Here is an 18,687-nt window from a genome sequence, read left to right on the forward strand (position 1 = left end):
GATTATTACTCTCCCACTCGCTCTGTGGCTATGTATTGTTGTGTTTGATTCACGACAGAATAAGACATATCTAAAACCACTTGAGGATACAAACCAATAAAAATAAGGACAATTAAGATGCTCGATAATAATAGAAGATCTTTCTTGCTGAGTAGATGTTTTGTGGCAACACCTTTATCAATAACGCCATAAAAAATTGGCTGCATACGTACAATAAATGATATCGACAGTAATAATAAACCAATGACTAACAAAATTGTATAAAATGAAAAAGTGTTATAACTACCAAGTAACATCATATAATTACCAACAAAATTAGCAGTACCTGGAATACCTAATACCGCTAATATAAAATACAGGGTAAACGAAGATAGATAAGGCACCCGCTCTTTAAGCCCAACAAATTGGCTTATATTTCGTGTGGAATAACATTCAACTAGCAATCCACTAATGATAAACATACCAACTATTGCTAAATTGATGGCTATCATTTGAATAACCACGCCTTGATAAGCAATAACAGAACCACTATAAATAATTGCCGTCACAAATCCCATTAATGCGATATGAATATAAGCAATGAGTTTTTTTATATCTGTTTGATTAAATGCAACTAGCGCAGCATAAATAATTGTAAGCAAAGCAAGAACCAACATAATTGGCATAATCATGATGGAAGCATTAGGAAATAGTGGTATAACAAAACGCAATAAACCAAATGCAGCTGTATTGAGTAATAAACCACTGATCATCATTGAGCCTGTTGTTGAAGATTCGATATTGGCTTCAATAAACCAGCTATGAAAAGGAACAAAAGGAATACGCACAATGAAAGCGGCTAAAAATCCTAGCATGAGTAAAAATTCGGTATCACTTGAAATTGGCGTTTTTGTTAATACCTGATAATCAAACGTCCAATGCCCTGTTAAGTTCCAGTTAGTTAAGGCTAATGACACAATTGAGATTAACATAAGTAAACTACTCAATTGGGTATAAATCAAAAATTTGCTGGCACCGTTAAAACGTAATTGTGAGCTTGAATCTCGTCGTCCCCATAGTGAAATTAAAAAATAGATAGGTATTGCGACCGCTTCCCAAAAGAAGAACATTAAAAATAAGTCAGTGATAACAAATAACATCATAATGGCTGATGTCATAAATAATAGACATAAGTAAAATAGACCAAGATTGTTTAGGCTTTCTTTACTAGAATAAACAATTGTCAATAACACAATAAATAGTGTTGAGGTGATAACAACCATCGATAGACCATCTAAAACAAGATGAAAATGAATACCTAACAAAGGGATCCAGTCTAGGTTCACTTCCTGTACCCAATTTGTCCCTTGATTCAACACATTTATGGCATCTATCCAAAATACTATCGCCATCAATAATGTCATGCAAATTGTGATAAACGCTACAATTATTGGTAGTTTTGACCAGCGCATTTGTACATCGACGGAAACAACGCCCCTTTGTAAACATACATGGCATAACCAACCAATAAATCCGCCTATTACAGGTAAAAAAACAAGCCATAATAACATGAATGATTACACCTTTATTAAATAAAAATCAGTAACATTAATATGATAATGCTACCTATAACCATCGAGACCATATACCACCGAATTTGCCCATTTTCGAGATCAACGATGAACGAGTTTACTTTTTTGATTCCTCTCATTATCCAATCATCCCATAATGCTAAAGGGTCTTTTTTTAACAAATGGGTCAAATAGACATAAGGTTTAACAAATAGTGTGTTCAACAAATAATCATAATGCCAATCACTATTACATAAGCGTAAAAAGTATTTTACCATTGGCGTATTTATAATCTCGTGTACTTCACTATTTGGGCGTACATATAAAATATAGGCAATAAGAAAACTTAATCCTGTCACCGCCGCCAACAGTAGCTGAAAGGGTAACTGCCCATTGGTATCTAACTCAGCGATTGGAATGATGCCGCGAATTGGTAATGGAAAATAGATAAACAATGCTGTGCTAAATATCGATAATATAAAAATTGGGCAAAAACTTATCCATTTAGTTTCTGTAAAATCATGCTTTTTGGATTTGTGATAAAATACCATGGAAATTAAACGCCAAATACCTAAGCTGGAAAGTAAAATACCGAGTAAACCAATGGTTCCAGATATCAATTTATCTTGAGCCATTAAGCCCAATATAATATCCCCCTTGATATAAAATGATGACGAAATCCAAGGCATAGCACTCAGTGACAGCATAATTAACAAAAAGACCGCGTATAACATTGGAAACGATTTAATTAAACCACCAATTTTGCTTATATCACGTTCGCCCTGACATTTTTTGATTAAAATTGATGAAGCTAAAATCAGCAATGTGCTTGTTATGGAATAATTAATTAAGCAATTAAGAGACAAGCTCCAACTCTTGGTTGAAAAAGCATAAAATAGATAGCTGATTTGCGCTAAATTGATATAGGTGATAATTCGTTTAATATCATACTGCACTAAGGCGATCGTACTAGCAAACAATATGGTTAATGATGACATTATCGATATAATAGCAAGGACATCGCTCGACATCATAAACAAATTACTAAGTCTTAAAACTAAATATACTCCAGCTAAAATCACTGTTGAAGATTGTAACAAAGCTACCGCAGGCATTGGTGCTAATGTTGTTTCGGCAAACCATGAATGCATAGGAAATAGTGCAGACTTACTCATTGCACCAAGAAACAACATTAAAGTTATCCAAAATATGATGTCTGAGTCAACGGCCAAGTTATCATGTGCTTGCGCCAATACATCATGAATATTTAATGTTTCTAATGTTTGATACAATAAAAATATGCCAATAATTAGAAAGATATCAGTTAAATGCATAATGATAAAGGCTTTTGCAGCAGCATAACCATTTCGAGCCTGTTTATAGTAGATACCGATAAGTAAGTAAGTACTTAGACTCACGCCTTCCCAGCCAATTAACATAACAAATAGATTATCAACTAATATGATGGTTAATATACTGGCAATTAATAAATTACTATAAGCATAAAAAGTATAAATATCCTTTCTTGACGTTAAATAGCAAGCCGCAAAAAAGTAAATCAAAAAACCAAAGAATGATATTAAAACTAAAAATGTTAGTGATAAACCATCCAATATTAAAGCAATCGGCACCGAAAATTCACCCACAGAAAACCATTTCCACAATGGTCTAGAATAAACTAAGGCCATGTCAGGTACCGTGTTTGAACTAAAATCAATATAAGAAAATAGAGTAATTAATACAATGATCAGCATCGTAGTAATGCCTATAATCATCACATTAATTGTTCGAATATGTCTCCCTAGCAAAACCAATATTAAAAAAGAGAGCAAGGGAACAATAATAGTTAAATAAAGTAAATTCATCCTTTCATTTCACTCAATGAGTCAATATTAAAGATTTTTCGACGGTAGAATAGTTTCATCATTAATGCAAGACCAACGCAAACCTCTGCTAAGGTTGTTATTACTGCTAATATTGCCAGTACTTGTCCATCGGATTGTTGCCAATAGCTACTTGCCGCAAATAATGCAACTATCGCCCCATTGTTCATAATAATCAGACTAAGTAATAAAAAATAGAGATGACGCCGAATCATTATTCCTAGTAGTCCAATCACAAATAAAATAGAAGCCAAAATAAGGCTGTGCATAAGTGGAATCATATTATTTCTCCGACATAAGCCGATGCATAAAATGGTAAGCAATCACTGCTGCACCCAATAATAAAAATATCGCTAGTTCAGCCATTAAAATGTAAGCATATACAGACATTTCATGCATTAATTCATGAGACTCTTTCAGTTCTGAATAGTTAGCATTTACTACGCCATAAATAAGAGCCACAAGTAAAATAAAAGCTAAAATTAGTGGCCCTAACCAAATTTTAGGGCTGATACCCCGTTTATTGTTTTCTACATTATCAACGCTAATTTTCAGAACGGATGCGACAAGTAAAAAAAGTGTCACCGAGCCACCAATAAATAATAGGATGTATAAAAAAGTAGAAAAATACGTTGCAAGCAGAATAAATATCAAGGCCGATGCAAAAAGTGAAATACCAAGGTATAAGATTGCTTTATCAATCCGTAAACTACTAATCACTTTTACACTGGCAAAAACAGCAATAATCGACGCAATATAAAAAACAGCGATCATTAAATAATCCAATATGTATTGATAATGCTTTAGTATATACCCAAATGATATTAAGATACAGTTTACAAACACAGTGTTCATCGAAAATTAAACTCGTTAAGCTGTATTGTCTTGAACATTTCACGATTAAGAGAATATTATTATTTCTTGATTTTTTCATATTAAATATAATTAAAACAACTAAAAAAAATAAAAACCATAAAATTTTATTATTTAAATTCAAAGCAACATTGTTATAAAGTATATAACTTACGCACATTAACCAATAATTATACCTATCCCATTAATTTATCATTTGGGTCATGCAGCTTAAAGATGCTTAGGCATAATAAAATCGAAGACGAGAAAATCATGAATCATAAATATTCCTCAATGCGAAGTAATGTCAATATGTTAGGCACTTTACTGGGCAATGCGATAAAACGCGCCACTGGCAATGAAACCTTTGATTTAGTTGAAAAAATAAGAAAGCTATCAAAATCGGCTCAACAAGGAAACACCCAAGCACATAATGAGCTACTCAAACTAATTGAAAACCTTAATGATGATGATTTATTACATGTTGCACGCGCATTTAATCAGTTTTTAAATTTAGTCAATACGGCTGCTGAATATTATGGTATTTCTCCCCATGGAGAAGCATCTAGTAGCCCGAAAAAAATGACTGAATTATTTAGTACACTTAAAAATCTTAATTTTTCAACTCAAACTATTACAGAAGCGATTAATGAGTTATCGATTGAATTGGTGCTAACTGCACACCCGACCGAAATTAATCGCCGAACCATGATAAATACTTATACGGCTATTAATAACTGTTTATCTCAACTGGATCATGATGATTTAGCCGACTATGAAATAGAACGAATTATGCGCCGCTTAAAACAGTTAGTTTGTCAGGCATGGTATACCGATGAAATCCGCAAAAAACGCCCTACCCCCATTGATGAAGCAAAATGGGGTTTTTCGGTCATTGAAGATAGCTTATGGGAAGGTGTACCGCTATTTTTGCGTGAGCTTAATGACCAGTTAGTAGATGCTTTTGATGAGCAATTACCAGTTGATCATGTGCCTATTAAATTCACCTCATGGATGGGCGGAGATCGTGATGGTAATCCAAATGTGACAGCAAAAGTGACCGAAAAGGTCATGCTACAAGCTAGATTAAAAGCCATTGAGTTATTTTTAGCCGATATTCAAATACTTGTTCGTGAACTTTCAATGACGGAATGTAGTGATTCAGTTATTGATCTGTTAGATGAAAAAAACAAAACCGTTTCCGAGCCCTATCGAGCTGTAATGAAACAGTTACGAACACGTTTAATTAACACTCATAATTATATTGAAGCTTTGCTGAATAATGAACGAGTATTACCACCTAGTGATATTTTAATTAAAAATGAACAATTATGGATACCGCTTTATACCTGTTATGAGTCATTAATTGATAATGGCATGTCAACCATAGCCCATGGTCCATTACTTGATACTTTACGACGCATAAAAAGTTTTGGTTTACAATTAGTCAGATTAGATATTCGCCAAGACAGCTCTGTACACACCGAGGCGCTTGACGCATTAACTACAGAACTTAATTTAGGTAGCTATGCAAAATGGTCAGAGGAAGAAAAACAAGCATTTTTATTAACAGAGTTACAATCTAATCGACCATTATTACCTTATAACTGGCAACCAGATCAAATGGTCCAAGAAGTATTAGATACTTGTCGTGTAATAAAAAAAGCTGGCGAAGAATCGATTGCCTCTTACGTAATATCAATGGCTAAAGCCCCTTCTGATATATTAGCCGTTTACTTATTATTGAAAATTGTTGATTGCCAAAAATATATTCCAGTTGCACCGTTATTTGAAACATTAGAAGACTTAAATAACGCAAAATCGGTGATGCAAAAACTGTTGGATATTCCTTGGTATCGCAATAAAATTCAAGGTAAGCAGATGGTGATGATAGGCTACTCTGACTCGGCTAAGGATGCAGGGACACTCGCAGCATCTTGGGCACAATATCGATCTCAAGAAGAATTAGTTAACTTATTTAAAAAATATAATACTAATTTAGTGCTATTCCACGGGCGAGGAGGTTCAATAGGTCGAGGTGGAGCGCCAGCGCATGCCGCACTACTTTCGCAACCTCCAGGATCATTAAAAGGCGGGCTTAGGGTGACAGAACAAGGCGAAATGATTCGTTTCAAACTTGGTTTGCCAGAAGTGGCACTCAGCAGTTTAATGCTGTATACATCAGCAATTTTACAAGCCAACTTATTGCCACCGCCAGCACCCAAACAAGCATGGCGCGATATAATGGATAAAATGTCAGAACTTTCATGCAATTGCTATCGTAGTTATGTACGAGTACGTGCTGAATTTGTTGATTATTTTAGAGCAGTAACACCAGAAGCTGAATTAGGTAGATTACCACTTGGTTCCAGACCACAAAAACGCCGTACGGGCGGTGGTATTGAAAGTTTACGTGCTATCCCATGGATTTTTGCTTGGACACAAAACCGTTTAATGGTACCGTCTTGGCTTGGTGCTGGTAGTGCACTTAGAGCAGCAATTGCAGATGGTAAACAAAATCTTCTTAAAGAAATGTATCACAATTGGCCTTTTTTTAATTCCCGATTAGGTATGCTTGAAATGGTCTATGCCAAAGCGGCACCAAACATCCACGAATATTATGAACAACGTTTAGTTGATCCTGCTTTATGGCCATTAGGCGAAGAGTTAAGAAGTTTGTTAGCCCAAGATATCAATACCGTGCTAACCATTACTGACGATATTAGCTTAATGGCTGATTTACCGTGGATAGCACAGTCGGTGGCTTTACGTAATACTTATATTGAACCATTAAATTTATTGCAGGCTGAGTTATTAAGTCGTTCACGAAAATACAACGATAACGAGAATATCATAGTAGAACAAGGATTAATGATTACTATTTCTGGAATTGCAGCTGGTATGCGAAACTCAGGATAAAAAAGATCAATGCTTTTTCTGTTGTTAACAAAGAACTCGCTTTTCAACGAGTTCTTTGATCTGCTTGATGTATAAAATAGCCAAAGCTATTGCCCAATGCCGAAAAAACTCAAATGTTCTAAATCTAACCATATCAAATATAAATGCCTTCGGTCAAACAAGCAACGGTCTTATTTAAGATACAAAACGGTCAAAAAACATTGATTTTATTGAAGTTTTTATTTTTGTTTTTTAATAAAAATCATTTACTTATGTAATATGAGGCAAAAAAACAATTTCTGATAATAGGTGATATATCAAGAGGGAAACCAAAAAGCACCGATATTTTTGCCACCAGACAGGTATAAATTGATAAAACAACTATCCAAAAATATCGCCATTATGACTAATCAAACACAGTGTATTATTATCAATAATAAACAAAAATGTATGTTAGACGATAGCATATTTATAAACCTTTTTGATAGCATCTCAATAAACAATAAACCCCGAATGATATCGAGGTTTGTCATCAATCTGCAAAAGCACAATGCTTTTTTATTTTTTAGGTAATAACTGTTCTAAATAAGCTTTAGCGTCTTGATCCCCTTGCTCGCTAGCTTTAGTAAACCAATAGATAGCACGCTCTTGATCTTTATCAACACTTTCACCTTCTAGATATTTAACGCCCAAATTATATTGAGCATCAACGCTACCTTGCTCTGCAGCTTTTAGATACCATTCAACGGCTTTTTTCTCGTCTTTAGCAACACCACCGCCTACATCATACATCACGCCAATATTATATTGAGCATCAGCATTGCCGGCTTGTGCAGCTTTAGTAAACCAATAGGCTGCTTGCGTATTATCGGGTTTCGTTCCCGTTCCTGTTGCATACATAATGGCTAAATTATACATAGCTAGCACATGCCCTCGTTCTGCCGCTTGTGTATAAAAATAGCTAGCCGCCATATAATCTTGAGTCAAACCATCGCCATTTTCTGACATTAGTCCTAAATAATATTGTGCTTCTGGAATATTATCTTTTGCAGCTTTGCTAAACCAGTCCGCTGCAGTCATGCGATCTTCGGGTACGCCATCACCAAAAAAATAGATCATACCCAGATTTAAATAAGCATCATAAATACCTTCATTACCTGCTTGTGTAAAATAGTCAATTGCCGTTAATGTGTTTTTTTCTACGCCCTCACCTTCTTGATACATTAAAGCTAAATTATATTTAGCCAATGCATAATTTTGATCAGATGCTAATTTAAAATATTTAACTGCTTCGTTTAAATCACGATTGGTTCCCAATCCGCTTTGATACATAAACGCTAAATTATTTTGTGCTTTGGCAAGTCCTTGCTCTGCTGCTTTTTTATACCAAAAAAAAGCACGAACATCACTAGCTTCAACACCCAATCCTTGTTTATAAATACCACCTAATGAGTACTGAGCTTCTGCATTTCCTTTTTCTGCAGACAAGCGTAAAGACGGGAGCAGTGACTCTGACTCCTTAAGCTTTAATTGCGTATCGTCAGATTGGGTCCTATAATTTGTAGCCATTGCACCATAAGAAATAGATAATAATAGTACTAATAAAATTCGATTTTTTTTCATATTTTTTAATTATAGTGACATTAATAATAATTATACATAAATGTAGCCAAAGGGAATAGCGTTTGTTTAATACCTACTCAGTGTGAAATTATATTTTTTATATCAAGCTGTATCACTTTATTTTCCCTTTAATAAACAATATATTAAACTATAAACCAAGTTCATCCCAAATTTCATCAATCCGAGCAACAACTTTAGGATCTTTCTTGATAACTTTTCCCCATTCACGATTGGTTTCACCCGGCCATTTATTGGTCGCATCCAACCCCATTTTAGAGCCCAATCCAGAAACCGGTGAGGCAAAATCTAAATAGTCGATAGGTGTATTATCAATAAAAGTGGTATCACGTTGCGGATCCATGCGTGTTGAAATAGCCCACATAACATCTTTCCAGTCACGGGCATTAATATCATCATCACAGACAATCACAAATTTTGTATACATAAATTGCCTTAGATAAGACCAAACCCCCATCATGACGCGTTTAGCATGACCTGGATATTGTTTTTTAATTGTCACAATCGCAATACGATATGAACATCCTTCGGGAGGTAAATAAAAATCGACAATTTCAGGAAATTGTTTTTGTAAAATCGGTATAAAGACCTCATTCAACGCAAGTCCCATTACCGCGGGTTCATCTGGCGGCCTACCAGTATAGGTTGAATGATAAATCGCATCTTTACGACGAGTTAAATGTGTCACAGTAAATACGGCAAATTGCTCAACTTCATTATAATAACCGGTGTGATCGCCATATGGGCCTTCTGATGCTAATTCATTAGGATCGATATAACCTTCAAGCACAATTTCTGCACTAGCTGGAACGTCTAAATCGTTTGATAACGATTTCACCACTTCGGTTCGACTACCACGTAATAATCCAGAAAAAGCATATTCGGATAAAGTGTCGGGCACGGGTGTCACTGCGCCTAAAATGGTTGCAGAATCGGCGCCAATCACAATGCTAACAGGGAATTTTTGGTTAGGATTTTCTTGTTGCCACTCGGCAAAATCAAGCGCCCCACCACGATGTGAAAGCCAGCGCATAATTAATTTATTTTTACCTAAAAGCTGCAAGCGATAAATACCCAAATTTTGCCGATCTTTATAAGGACCTTTAGTAATAGTCAGTCCCCAAGATAACAGCGGTGCCACATCATCGGGCCAGCAATGCATAATAGGTAAACGCGTCAAATCCACTTCATCATCCTTAAAAATCACCTCTTGGCAGGGGGCTGATGAACGATGTTTGACAGGCATATTAAACACTTGTTTATATTTAGGTAATACATTAAAAAATTGCCGTATGCCTTTGGGTGGTTCGGGTTCACGCAAAAATGCCAATAACTCACCGATTTCACGCAAAGCTGAAGTATCTTCACGCCCCATACCCATCGCAACACGTTTGGCGGTACCAAACAGATTACATAAAACAGGCATATCATAACCAATCGGGTTTTCAAATAATAAGGCAGGACCTTCGCTGCGTAATACGCGATCAGCAATTTCGGTCATTTCAAGATAAGGATTAACAGGAAAAGTAATTCGTTTTAATTCGCCTTGCTGCTCAAGATAATCTAAAAAATCTCTAAAATTTGAAAAATGCATGTATTATTACTCCCTGTTACTGACTCATCTTGAGTTAACCAAATCTAAAAGTCTTTTAATCCTTGATGAAAAACTATCATGCAATTGAATTAGTCTGCATCAAAGTTTTCACTGTAAATAGGTACTTGCTTATTTTGATTACACGCAACAATTTTAGGTAATAGGGTTTCAAACTGTTTTTTGTCAATTTCAATAAATTCATCCTGATCAACTTGATAAAATAAATATTGTTCAGATTCATCATCGAATCGGAACGAGGCTAGCCAGTCATTGCGATCATCACTATTTTCATTAGCAAATATCTGAATAATACTATTTTCACGCTTTTCAGGTTGGTCATGTAATTTATAATCAATGATCTTTTCAGCAATTTTAGCGTCATATTCATCAAAAATAATATAATCACTTTGATTGGGTTGGCACTTTTTTATACTTATTTCAGCATGACTGATTGGTACAAAAAAACATAAACAGGAAAACACAAGAGCAGATAGACTCAATTTCATTTTCGACCTCTTAATTAAGATTTAATCAAACTATGAATTTTACTAATAGCCTCACTGTTATTTGGCGATAAAGTAAGACTGGCAGCCTCATCAATCGTTAGCCATTGATAAGCTAAATGTTCAGTAAGCACAGGTGTTACCTCATTAAGAAGAGGCAGATAAAACCAATGTTCTTTATTTATCTTAACTTCTGGCGCATATCTATGTCTAAATTGAGGAAAAATCTCAAACTCAACGGTATGCTTTGCATCAATTAACTCAAGATGTTGCCCTATAATATCAATGCCTGTTTCTTCAAAAACTTCACGAATCGCAGTATCTAATGGCGATTCATTGGCATCCATGCTACCTGTAACTGATTGCCAAAAACAAGGATCATCCTTACGCTGCAACATAAGGCAGCGATTTGTTGTCTGGCAGAAAATCACCACTAGAACAGATTCAGGATTTTTGAATTTTTGCATCAAATATCGCTATTTTTTACTTACTTCAATACCCAGTTCAGTTAATGCCACCGCGTTAGCTGGGCTTGGAGCATCGGTTAATAAACATGCGGCAGCGGTTGTTTTAGGAAATGCTATTACATCGCGAATATTATCGGTTCCACTTAATAACATGCTTAATCTATCTAATCCAAATGCTAATCCTGCATGTGGTGGTGTGCCATATTTTAATGCATCAAGTAAAAAGCCAAATTTTTCACGTTGATCATGTTCATTAATACCTAAAATTGAAAAAACCGCTTGCTGCATTTCACTACGATGAATACGAACCGATCCACCACCAACTTCATAACCATTTATAACCATATCATAAGCATTCGCAACTGCATTTTCTGGATTCTTGATAAGTTCTTCTGGTGTATAGTCTTTTGGTGACGTAAATGGATGATGCATTGCACTTAGTCCTTCGTCGGTTTCTTCAAACATAGGGAAATCAACAACCCAAAGCACTGCCCATTTACTTTCATCAGTTAAGCCTAAATCCTTACCAACTTTTAAACGTAATGCGCCGAGTGCATCACTCACAACTTTATAACTATCAGCACCAAATAATAGAATATCGCCATCTTTAGCATTGGCTCGATTAAGTAGGGCTTCCATTTGTGATTCATTTAAGAATTTTGCTACAGGACTTTGTACGCCTTCTAGCCCTTTATGACGTTCATTAACCTTAATCCATGCCATACCTTTAGCACCATAAACCGAAATGAATTGTGTATATTCATCTAACTGTTTGCGAGTTAATTGAGTGCCATTTGGTACACAAAGTAAAGCTACGCGACCTTTAGGATCATTAGCTGGAGTTGAAAACACTTTAAAATCAACATCTTTAACAATATCAGCCACATCAATAATTTCGAGCGGATTTCGTAAATCGGGTTTATCGCTACCAAAACGACGCATCGCCTCAGCAAAAGTCATGATAGGGAACTTACCTAAATCGACATTCTTAACATGCAACCAAAGTTCACGAATCATTTGTTCCATAACCTCACGCACTTGTTCGGCTGTCATAAATGAAGTTTCAACATCGATTTGAGTAAATTCAGGTTGACGATCGGCTCTCAAATCTTCATCTCGAAAACATTTTACAATTTGATAATAGCGATCAAATCCTGACATCATCAGCAATTGCTTAAATAGTTGTGGCGATTGTGGAAGCGCATAAAATTCACCTTTATGAATTCGGCTTGGTACTAAATAGTCTCGAGCCCCTTCAGGTGTTGCCTTGGTTAACATTGGGGTTTCAATATCTAAAAAACCATGCTCGTTCATAAATGAACGAACAAACGCAGTAATTTTGGCACGAGTTTTAAAAATCGTTGCCATTTCAGGGCGACGTAAATCAATATAACGATATTTTAAACGCTGTTCTTCACTATTGTTTTGATTGAAATCAAGAGGTAAAACATCGCTACGGTTAAATATAGTCAGCTCAGTGGCCAAAATTTCAACCTCGCCAGTTACCATCTCTTTGTTGATTTGACCTTCAGGGCGAGCTCTCACTTCCCCTTTGATCTGAATACAAAATTCATTACGTAACTCACCAGCAAGTTGATACGCTTGTTGATAATCAGGGTCGAAAAACACCTGAACAATGCCTTCACGATCGCGCATATCAATAAAAATCATACCGCCTAAATCTCGACGTTTATTGACCCATCCACACAATGTTACTTCTTGATTAATATGAGATGCCGTTAACTGACCGCAATAAATTGAACGCATAAAATATCCTGTTTAAGTATCAATCTTTAAAAATAGCGTTTATTATAAAACAAATAAAACCCTTATAAAGGCATTTATTGAGATTTCTTCTTTAATTGTTTAAATATTTTGTGCTGTTATTACCATATTGTTTACTAACGCGTAATTGATGAAACTTGTTTGTTGACGTAAGTAAATTAGGTTATGTATATTAACTACACAATGATAATTGTTGATTACGATTTTAGTGACCATAACTAATTTTATTAACAATAAAATATTCTATGAGGCCATAAGGATGGAAATTTTAAAAGACTATAGAGTACATGCTCTTGCACTAGTCGTTGTTTTAGTATGTGAGTTCATCGGTAAACAATCGATCTGGACTATCTCAGTGTATCCGATGTTATACGCCATGATTATTGGCGGAATAATTAGCCTGCCCAAATTAAAAATATTAAAACTAAAAAATATGAATCATGCTAGTGCTATCATGATAGTCACTTTAATGCTGCTTGTTGCCAAGCTTGGCGTCTCGGTTGGTCCTAAAATTGATATGATTCTAAAAGACGCGAAGTTAGCCTTAATTTTTCAAGAGTTGGGGCATTTTGCCGGCACGATTTTATTAGGTTTACCACTGGCAATGATATTAGGCATGAAACGTGAAGCGGTGGGCGCAACGTATTCAGTTGCTCGCGAACCCAATATCGCGATCGTTGCCGATAAATATGGATTAGATTCTGCTGAAGGTCGAGGCGTTATGGCGATGTATGTTTGTGGCACACTTTATGGTGCTATTTGGATGAGCATACTTGCTAGTGTAATGGCAAAATTAGATATCCTTCATCCTTATGCGTTAGCGATGGGAGCTGGGGTTGGAAGCGGTAGTATGATGGCGGCTTCACTTGCACCAATAAGTGACCTTTATCCTGAAATGGCTAGTGAAATAAAAGCCTATGCAACAACCGCAAACTTAATGTCGAGTATTGTTGGCATTTATATTTATACGCTATTTTCGTTACCTTTTGCCTCTTTCTTATATAACCTTTTTGCCCGCTTACGACGTAACAAAGAAGGATCGCTATCATGAAATGCCTAGAAACAATATTTTTACTGATCTTAGTTGCTATTATTATGGCTGCCGGCAATACTGTAGGTTACAAAATTGATTTTATGATGTCATTACAAGCATTATCAATCTTAGTTGCTATATCAATAGCCGGCTATTTTGTTGGTAAAATTCCACTATTAAACAAATTTCCAGTTATTTTATGGGTATCAGTCGTAGCCGCAGTAGCTTCATCACCAATATTTCCTTATCACGAACAAGTTGTTTCAATGACTGATCAAGTTTCTTTATTGGCTGTCTGTACCCCAGTACTTGCTTATGCAGGACTAGCTATTGGCAAAGATTTAGCATTATTTAAAAGTATCTCTTGGCGAATCATCCCTGTTTCGTTAGCCGTGTTTTCAGGTACCTTTATTTTTGCGGCAATCATTGCACAAATCACCTTGCATTGGGAAGGTGTCATCTAATTTGAATTAGGATTTAACGTATGACAAAAGAAGAACTTAAAAAAAAGGTTTGTAACGCAATAGCAAACCGAAAAGCTGACATCAAAGCGATTGCTCAGTCAATTTGGGCTGAACCAGAACTTGGTTATAAAGAACACAAAACCGCCAAAAAAGTCGAAGAAGCCTTTGAAAAATTAGGTGTGCCATTTAAAAATAAATTGGCTATAACTGGCGTAAAAGGTCGCTTAAAAGGAGGAAAAGGTAGTCAGTACAGCATTGCTGTTATTGGTGAACTTGATGCCATTATTTGTGCAGATCACCCTGCTGCTGACGAAATCTCTGGCGCTGCGCACTGTTGTGGGCATAATGCGCAAATTGCCAATATGATGGCAGTCACGATGGGATTAATTGATGCAGGGGCTATGCAATTTTTAGCGGGCGATGTCGTACCTTTTGCAGTACCTGCTGAAGAATATGTTGAAATCACTTATCGCAATCGCTTAATTGAAGAAGGTAAAATCAAATATATTGGTGGCAAACCAGAACTAATTTCGCGGGGTGAATTTGACGATGTTGATATGGCACTACAAATACACTTAACTAGCGTACCCAATGACCGCCAAGATGGTTTTATCGAAATATCAACCACCAGTAATGGTTTTATCGGTAAACTGATTAAATATAAAGGCGAAGCGTCACACGCGGCTGCTGCGCCACATGCGGGTGTCAATGCTTTAAATGCAGCAATGATGGGAATGATGGGTGTGCATGCTATTCGCGAAACATTTCAAGAAAAAGACTATATTAGATTCCACCCGATTATTACCCAAGGTGGTGATTTAGTTAATGTGATTCCAAGCGATGTAAGAATGGAAAGCTATGTACGAGCAGGCAATGTGCCCGCCATGATTGATGCCAATGAACGAATTAATCAAGCACTAAAAGCAGGCGCTATGGCAGTTGGTGCCACCTGTGAAATTAAGGACTTGCCTGGCTATCTACCATTAAATAACAACTCAACGCTTAACGAGCTTTTAAAACGTAATGCCGAAGAGTTAATTGGTGAAGAAAATGTTTCAGTTGCCCCTCATATGACAGGAAGCACGGATACTGGCGATCTATCCCATATTATGCCTGTTAGCCACCCATGGATTGGTTCGGTTCGAGGTGTTTTACATGGTAAAGATTATACCGTATTTGATGAAGATATGGCTTACATCCGTCCTGCGCAAATGATGGCCTGTACAATTATCGATTTACTTTATGACGACGCAAAACCAGCACAAACACTGATGTCAGAATATAAACCACTCATGACCAAAGAAGAATATTTAACATTCCTGTCTGGCTTTGACAAATAATCTTAATGGCTTGGCACATTGTTGTGCCAAGTTTCTGTTATAATGCTTCTTCATAATTAACCACAATAAACACCCACTATGCAAGAACTGACTGATCAAGAACTGTTTCGTTATGATAGACAAATCACATTGCGTGGTTTTGATATTGATAAACAACAAATATTAAAAAACAGTTCAGCACTGATCATCGGTTTAGGTGGACTCGGCTGTGCGGCATCGCTCTATTTGGCAGCATCAGGTTTAGGTAAATTAACGTTAGTTGATTTTGATACCATATCAAAATCCAACTTAAATCGACAAATCTTATATACCGAAAGAGCTATCAATCAATACAAAGTCGAGGTTGCAAAAAAAGCCTTAACCAATATCAATGCCAATACGTTAATTGAAACAGTGCATCAGCAACTTGACGATGACAAGCTCATTGCGCTTATCAAACAGCATAATATTGTCATCGACTGTACTGATAACTTAGTGACACGAGAGCAAATTAACCGTTGTTGTTTTCATGTAAAAAAACCACTAGTTTCTGGAGCAGCAATCCGTATGGAGGGATTATTAAGCGTATTTACTTATCAGCCTGATGAACCTTGTTATCACTGTTTGAGCCGCTTATTTGGTCAAGATCAACTCACTTGTGTTGAAGCGGGTGTCATGGCACCACTTGTTGGCATGTTTGGCACCATGCAAGCCTTAGAAGCCATCAAAGTGCTAACCCAATATGGAAAACCATTAATTGGTCGTGTATTAATGATTGATACAATGACAATGGAATTTAACCAAGTTAAATTTACCAAACAACTTAACTGTCGCATTTGTGGAAATAGTCATACTAATCAGGTTTCTCAATGAAAATTAATCGCATTATTTTAGCGCCCATGGAGGGTGTGCTTGATTATCAAGTCAGACAACTTTTAACTTCAATTAACCAATTTGATTATTGTGTGACTGAATTTATTAGAGTAACCCATCATAAATTATCTAATCGAACCTTTTATCGCCTATGTCCTGAGCTTTACCATAACGGAAAAACTAAATCTGGCACGCCAGTTCGGGTGCAAATTCTTGGCCAGTCGCCAGAATGGATGGCGGAAAATGCCGTTAAAGCTATTGAATTAGGCTCTTATGGTATCGATATCAATTTTGGTTGCCCAGCCAAAACGGTCGTTGGCAGTCACGGAGGCGCTTATTTATTACAATATCCCGAGCAGATATTTAATATTGTTAGCCAAGTAAGGCAAGCAATTGGGGCAACGCATAGATTATCAGTCAAAATTCGCTTAGGATGGGATAATAAATCACATTGTCACGACATCGCCAGCGCCATTGAACTTGCCGGTGCCAATGAAATTGCTATTCATGGCAGAACCAAAGAAGACGGCTATAAAGCCGAAAAAATAGATTGGCAAACAATAGGTCAAATCAAGCAACATCTAAACATACCCGTTATTGCTAATGGTGAAATTTTTTCTATTGAGGATGCAAAAAATTGCATAAACCAAAGCCAAACTAACGACATTATGCTAGGGCGTGGTATTTTAACGATTCCTAACTTAGCTAATATGATTCGAACTGAACAATCAGCATTCAGTTGGCAACAAGTGATGGAAATTTTAATCCACTATGCGACATCCTCCGTTGATGACGTTAAAGCGCTTTATCATTCTGCACGCATCAAACAGTGGCTTGCTTACTTAAAACAGCACTATGCTCAAGCAGCAGACGTCCTACAAAATATTCGAACACTCAAATCACAGCAAGAGATCAGTGATTTCTTAACGAAGAACAGCCAAAATAACTTCCTTAGGTAATAACAAAATAGCAATTGGTGTTCATTTATTATAACGATGTAGGGGGATAAGGTTTCATAAAAATCAGTCAGGAAAGGCATTGATTTTATTAAAGTTTTTTACAAGCTATTCCATCAAAAAACTTTAATAAATCAATACTTTTTTGTGATTACAATTGATTGGGTGCAATGGTTTCGGACGTATTAGCGTTGTTGAACAAAATAAACTTCGAATTTAAACCACAACAACCGCACTCCCAATAAAGCCCCCCAACTACGCTAGGGCGCTGTTCTTTAATAAATTATCCTCGTTTGCACCATCTCCCTCCCTCCACGACCTAAGGATTAAGGGCTAAGAAATAAAAGCTAAGGTGTGGTGCAATAAATGTGCTCGCGGTACGACCCATCTCTAATGCGGACATCACCGCCATAGACAATAAAGTGGACACCGCTATCTGTAGCGTCGCTTGTCCAGCTGGAGTCCCAGAAGCCTATAAAGTTGGAGCCCCCGTCAATGTAATAATGGCCTAAGTCGCCCCACTCCGTGAAAAATCCTGCGCCTATATAACGCGTGTTATACCATGTATTTGACGACGGCGTGGCACCATCTATGCCATCATAACATGGGAACCGATTATCTGAACCACACTTCGCGTTAGTTAACTCCTTGAGCTTTGGCGCACGATAACCCAAACGACCACACCAAGATATTTGGTTAGACCAATAATCCTGTTTAGTACCTCGATGGACAAACCACTGTCTCAACACAAATCCATACCTCACCTCATTCCCACTACTATCTCTACCCACCAACTCAAATGTCTGCGGCAAAGATGGCACGGTTAAAGGGCTAGGATTATCTGACTGCATTTGAGCATCACTTGCCTT

The 18,687-nt window shown here is 36.5% G+C and carries 15 protein-coding genes; 6 read left to right on the forward strand and 9 right to left on the reverse strand.

The features are described 5' to 3' along the window. Positions 1–5: 5 nt before the first annotated feature. The 4 genes from ACYIAM_RS08090 to ACYIAM_RS08105 are packed head-to-tail and all read right to left on the reverse strand — an operon-like array spanning position 6 to position 4,207. Positions 6–1,550: a complex I subunit 4 family protein gene (locus tag ACYIAM_RS08090; protein ID WP_174796719.1), complete on the reverse strand. Its 1,545-nt coding sequence runs from the start codon at positions 1,548–1,550 to the stop codon at positions 6–8. A 17-nt stretch (positions 1,551–1,567) separates the two neighbouring features. After that, on the reverse strand, positions 1,568–3,415 hold the full coding sequence (locus ACYIAM_RS08095; RefSeq protein WP_483747908.1) for an NADH-quinone oxidoreductase subunit 5 family protein: 1,848 nt from the start codon (positions 3,413–3,415) through the stop codon (positions 1,568–1,570). After that, positions 3,412–3,714, reverse strand: a complete 303-nt coding sequence (gene nuoK, locus ACYIAM_RS08100; RefSeq protein ID WP_174796721.1) for an NADH-quinone oxidoreductase subunit NuoK — start codon at positions 3,712–3,714, stop codon at positions 3,412–3,414. The genes ACYIAM_RS08095 and nuoK overlap by 4 nt, the downstream gene beginning before the upstream one ends. Position 3,715: 1 nt before the next feature. Next, entirely contained in the window at positions 3,716–4,207 is a 492-nt protein-coding gene (locus ACYIAM_RS08105) for an NADH-quinone oxidoreductase subunit J (RefSeq protein WP_160430667.1), read from the reverse strand. 351 nt (positions 4,208–4,558) lie between these two features. Between ACYIAM_RS08105 and ppc the strand changes: the two genes are divergently transcribed. Beyond that, the gene (ppc, locus tag ACYIAM_RS08110) at positions 4,559–7,204 is read left to right on the forward strand and encodes a phosphoenolpyruvate carboxylase (RefSeq protein WP_483747909.1); all 2,646 of its coding nucleotides are present in this window, start codon (positions 4,559–4,561) and stop codon (positions 7,202–7,204) included. Between the two features lie 537 nt (positions 7,205–7,741). On the opposite strand, the gene ACYIAM_RS08115 is transcribed toward ppc, so the two are convergent. The 5 genes from ACYIAM_RS08115 to aspS all read right to left on the reverse strand — a co-directional run bounded on the left by ACYIAM_RS08115 (position 7,742) and on the right by aspS (position 13,155). Next, entirely contained in the window at positions 7,742–8,752 is a 1,011-nt protein-coding gene (locus tag ACYIAM_RS08115; RefSeq protein WP_174796724.1) for an SEL1-like repeat protein, read from the reverse strand. A 202-nt stretch (positions 8,753–8,954) separates the two neighbouring features. Next, complete coding sequence (ubiD, locus tag ACYIAM_RS08120; protein WP_483747910.1) at positions 8,955–10,418, reverse strand: 4-hydroxy-3-polyprenylbenzoate decarboxylase; 1,464 nt, start codon at positions 10,416–10,418, stop codon at positions 8,955–8,957. 89 nt (positions 10,419–10,507) lie between these two features. Beyond that, positions 10,508–10,924, reverse strand: coding sequence for a hypothetical protein (locus ACYIAM_RS08125; protein WP_483747911.1), 417 nt, complete (start codon positions 10,922–10,924; stop codon positions 10,508–10,510). 14 nt (positions 10,925–10,938) lie between these two features. Continuing rightward, on the reverse strand, positions 10,939–11,388 hold the full coding sequence (gene nudB, locus ACYIAM_RS08130) for a dihydroneopterin triphosphate diphosphatase (RefSeq protein ID WP_483747912.1): 450 nt from the start codon (positions 11,386–11,388) through the stop codon (positions 10,939–10,941). Positions 11,389–11,397: 9 nt separating this feature from the next. After that, the gene (gene aspS / locus ACYIAM_RS08135; protein WP_483747913.1) at positions 11,398–13,155 is read right to left on the reverse strand and encodes an aspartate--tRNA ligase; all 1,758 of its coding nucleotides are present in this window, start codon (positions 13,153–13,155) and stop codon (positions 11,398–11,400) included. Positions 13,156–13,432: 277 nt separating this feature from the next. Between aspS and ACYIAM_RS08140 the strand changes: the two genes are divergently transcribed. From ACYIAM_RS08140 to dusC, 5 genes are all read left to right on the forward strand, one after another. After that, a complete protein-coding gene (locus ACYIAM_RS08140; RefSeq protein ID WP_065638865.1) occupies positions 13,433–14,224 on the forward strand; it encodes a DUF3100 domain-containing protein in 792 nt (263 codons plus the stop codon). Continuing rightward, complete coding sequence (locus ACYIAM_RS08145; protein WP_174796729.1) at positions 14,221–14,670, forward strand: hypothetical protein; 450 nt, start codon at positions 14,221–14,223, stop codon at positions 14,668–14,670. Before ACYIAM_RS08140 ends, ACYIAM_RS08145 begins: the two co-directional genes overlap by 4 nt. Before the next feature lie 20 nt (positions 14,671–14,690). Further along, entirely contained in the window at positions 14,691–16,010 is a 1,320-nt protein-coding gene (locus ACYIAM_RS08150) for an amidohydrolase (RefSeq protein WP_483747914.1), read from the forward strand. Positions 16,011–16,088: 78 nt separating this feature from the next. Next, on the forward strand, positions 16,089–16,862 hold the full coding sequence (locus ACYIAM_RS08155) for a molybdopterin-synthase adenylyltransferase MoeB (protein ID WP_483558681.1): 774 nt from the start codon (positions 16,089–16,091) through the stop codon (positions 16,860–16,862). After that, the gene (gene dusC, locus ACYIAM_RS08160; protein WP_483747915.1) at positions 16,859–17,821 is read left to right on the forward strand and encodes a tRNA dihydrouridine(16) synthase DusC; all 963 of its coding nucleotides are present in this window, start codon (positions 16,859–16,861) and stop codon (positions 17,819–17,821) included. The genes ACYIAM_RS08155 and dusC overlap by 4 nt, the downstream gene beginning before the upstream one ends. Positions 17,822–18,687: the final 866 nt, after the last annotated feature.

This window comes from Gilliamella sp. X-60, from assembly GCF_057063585.1.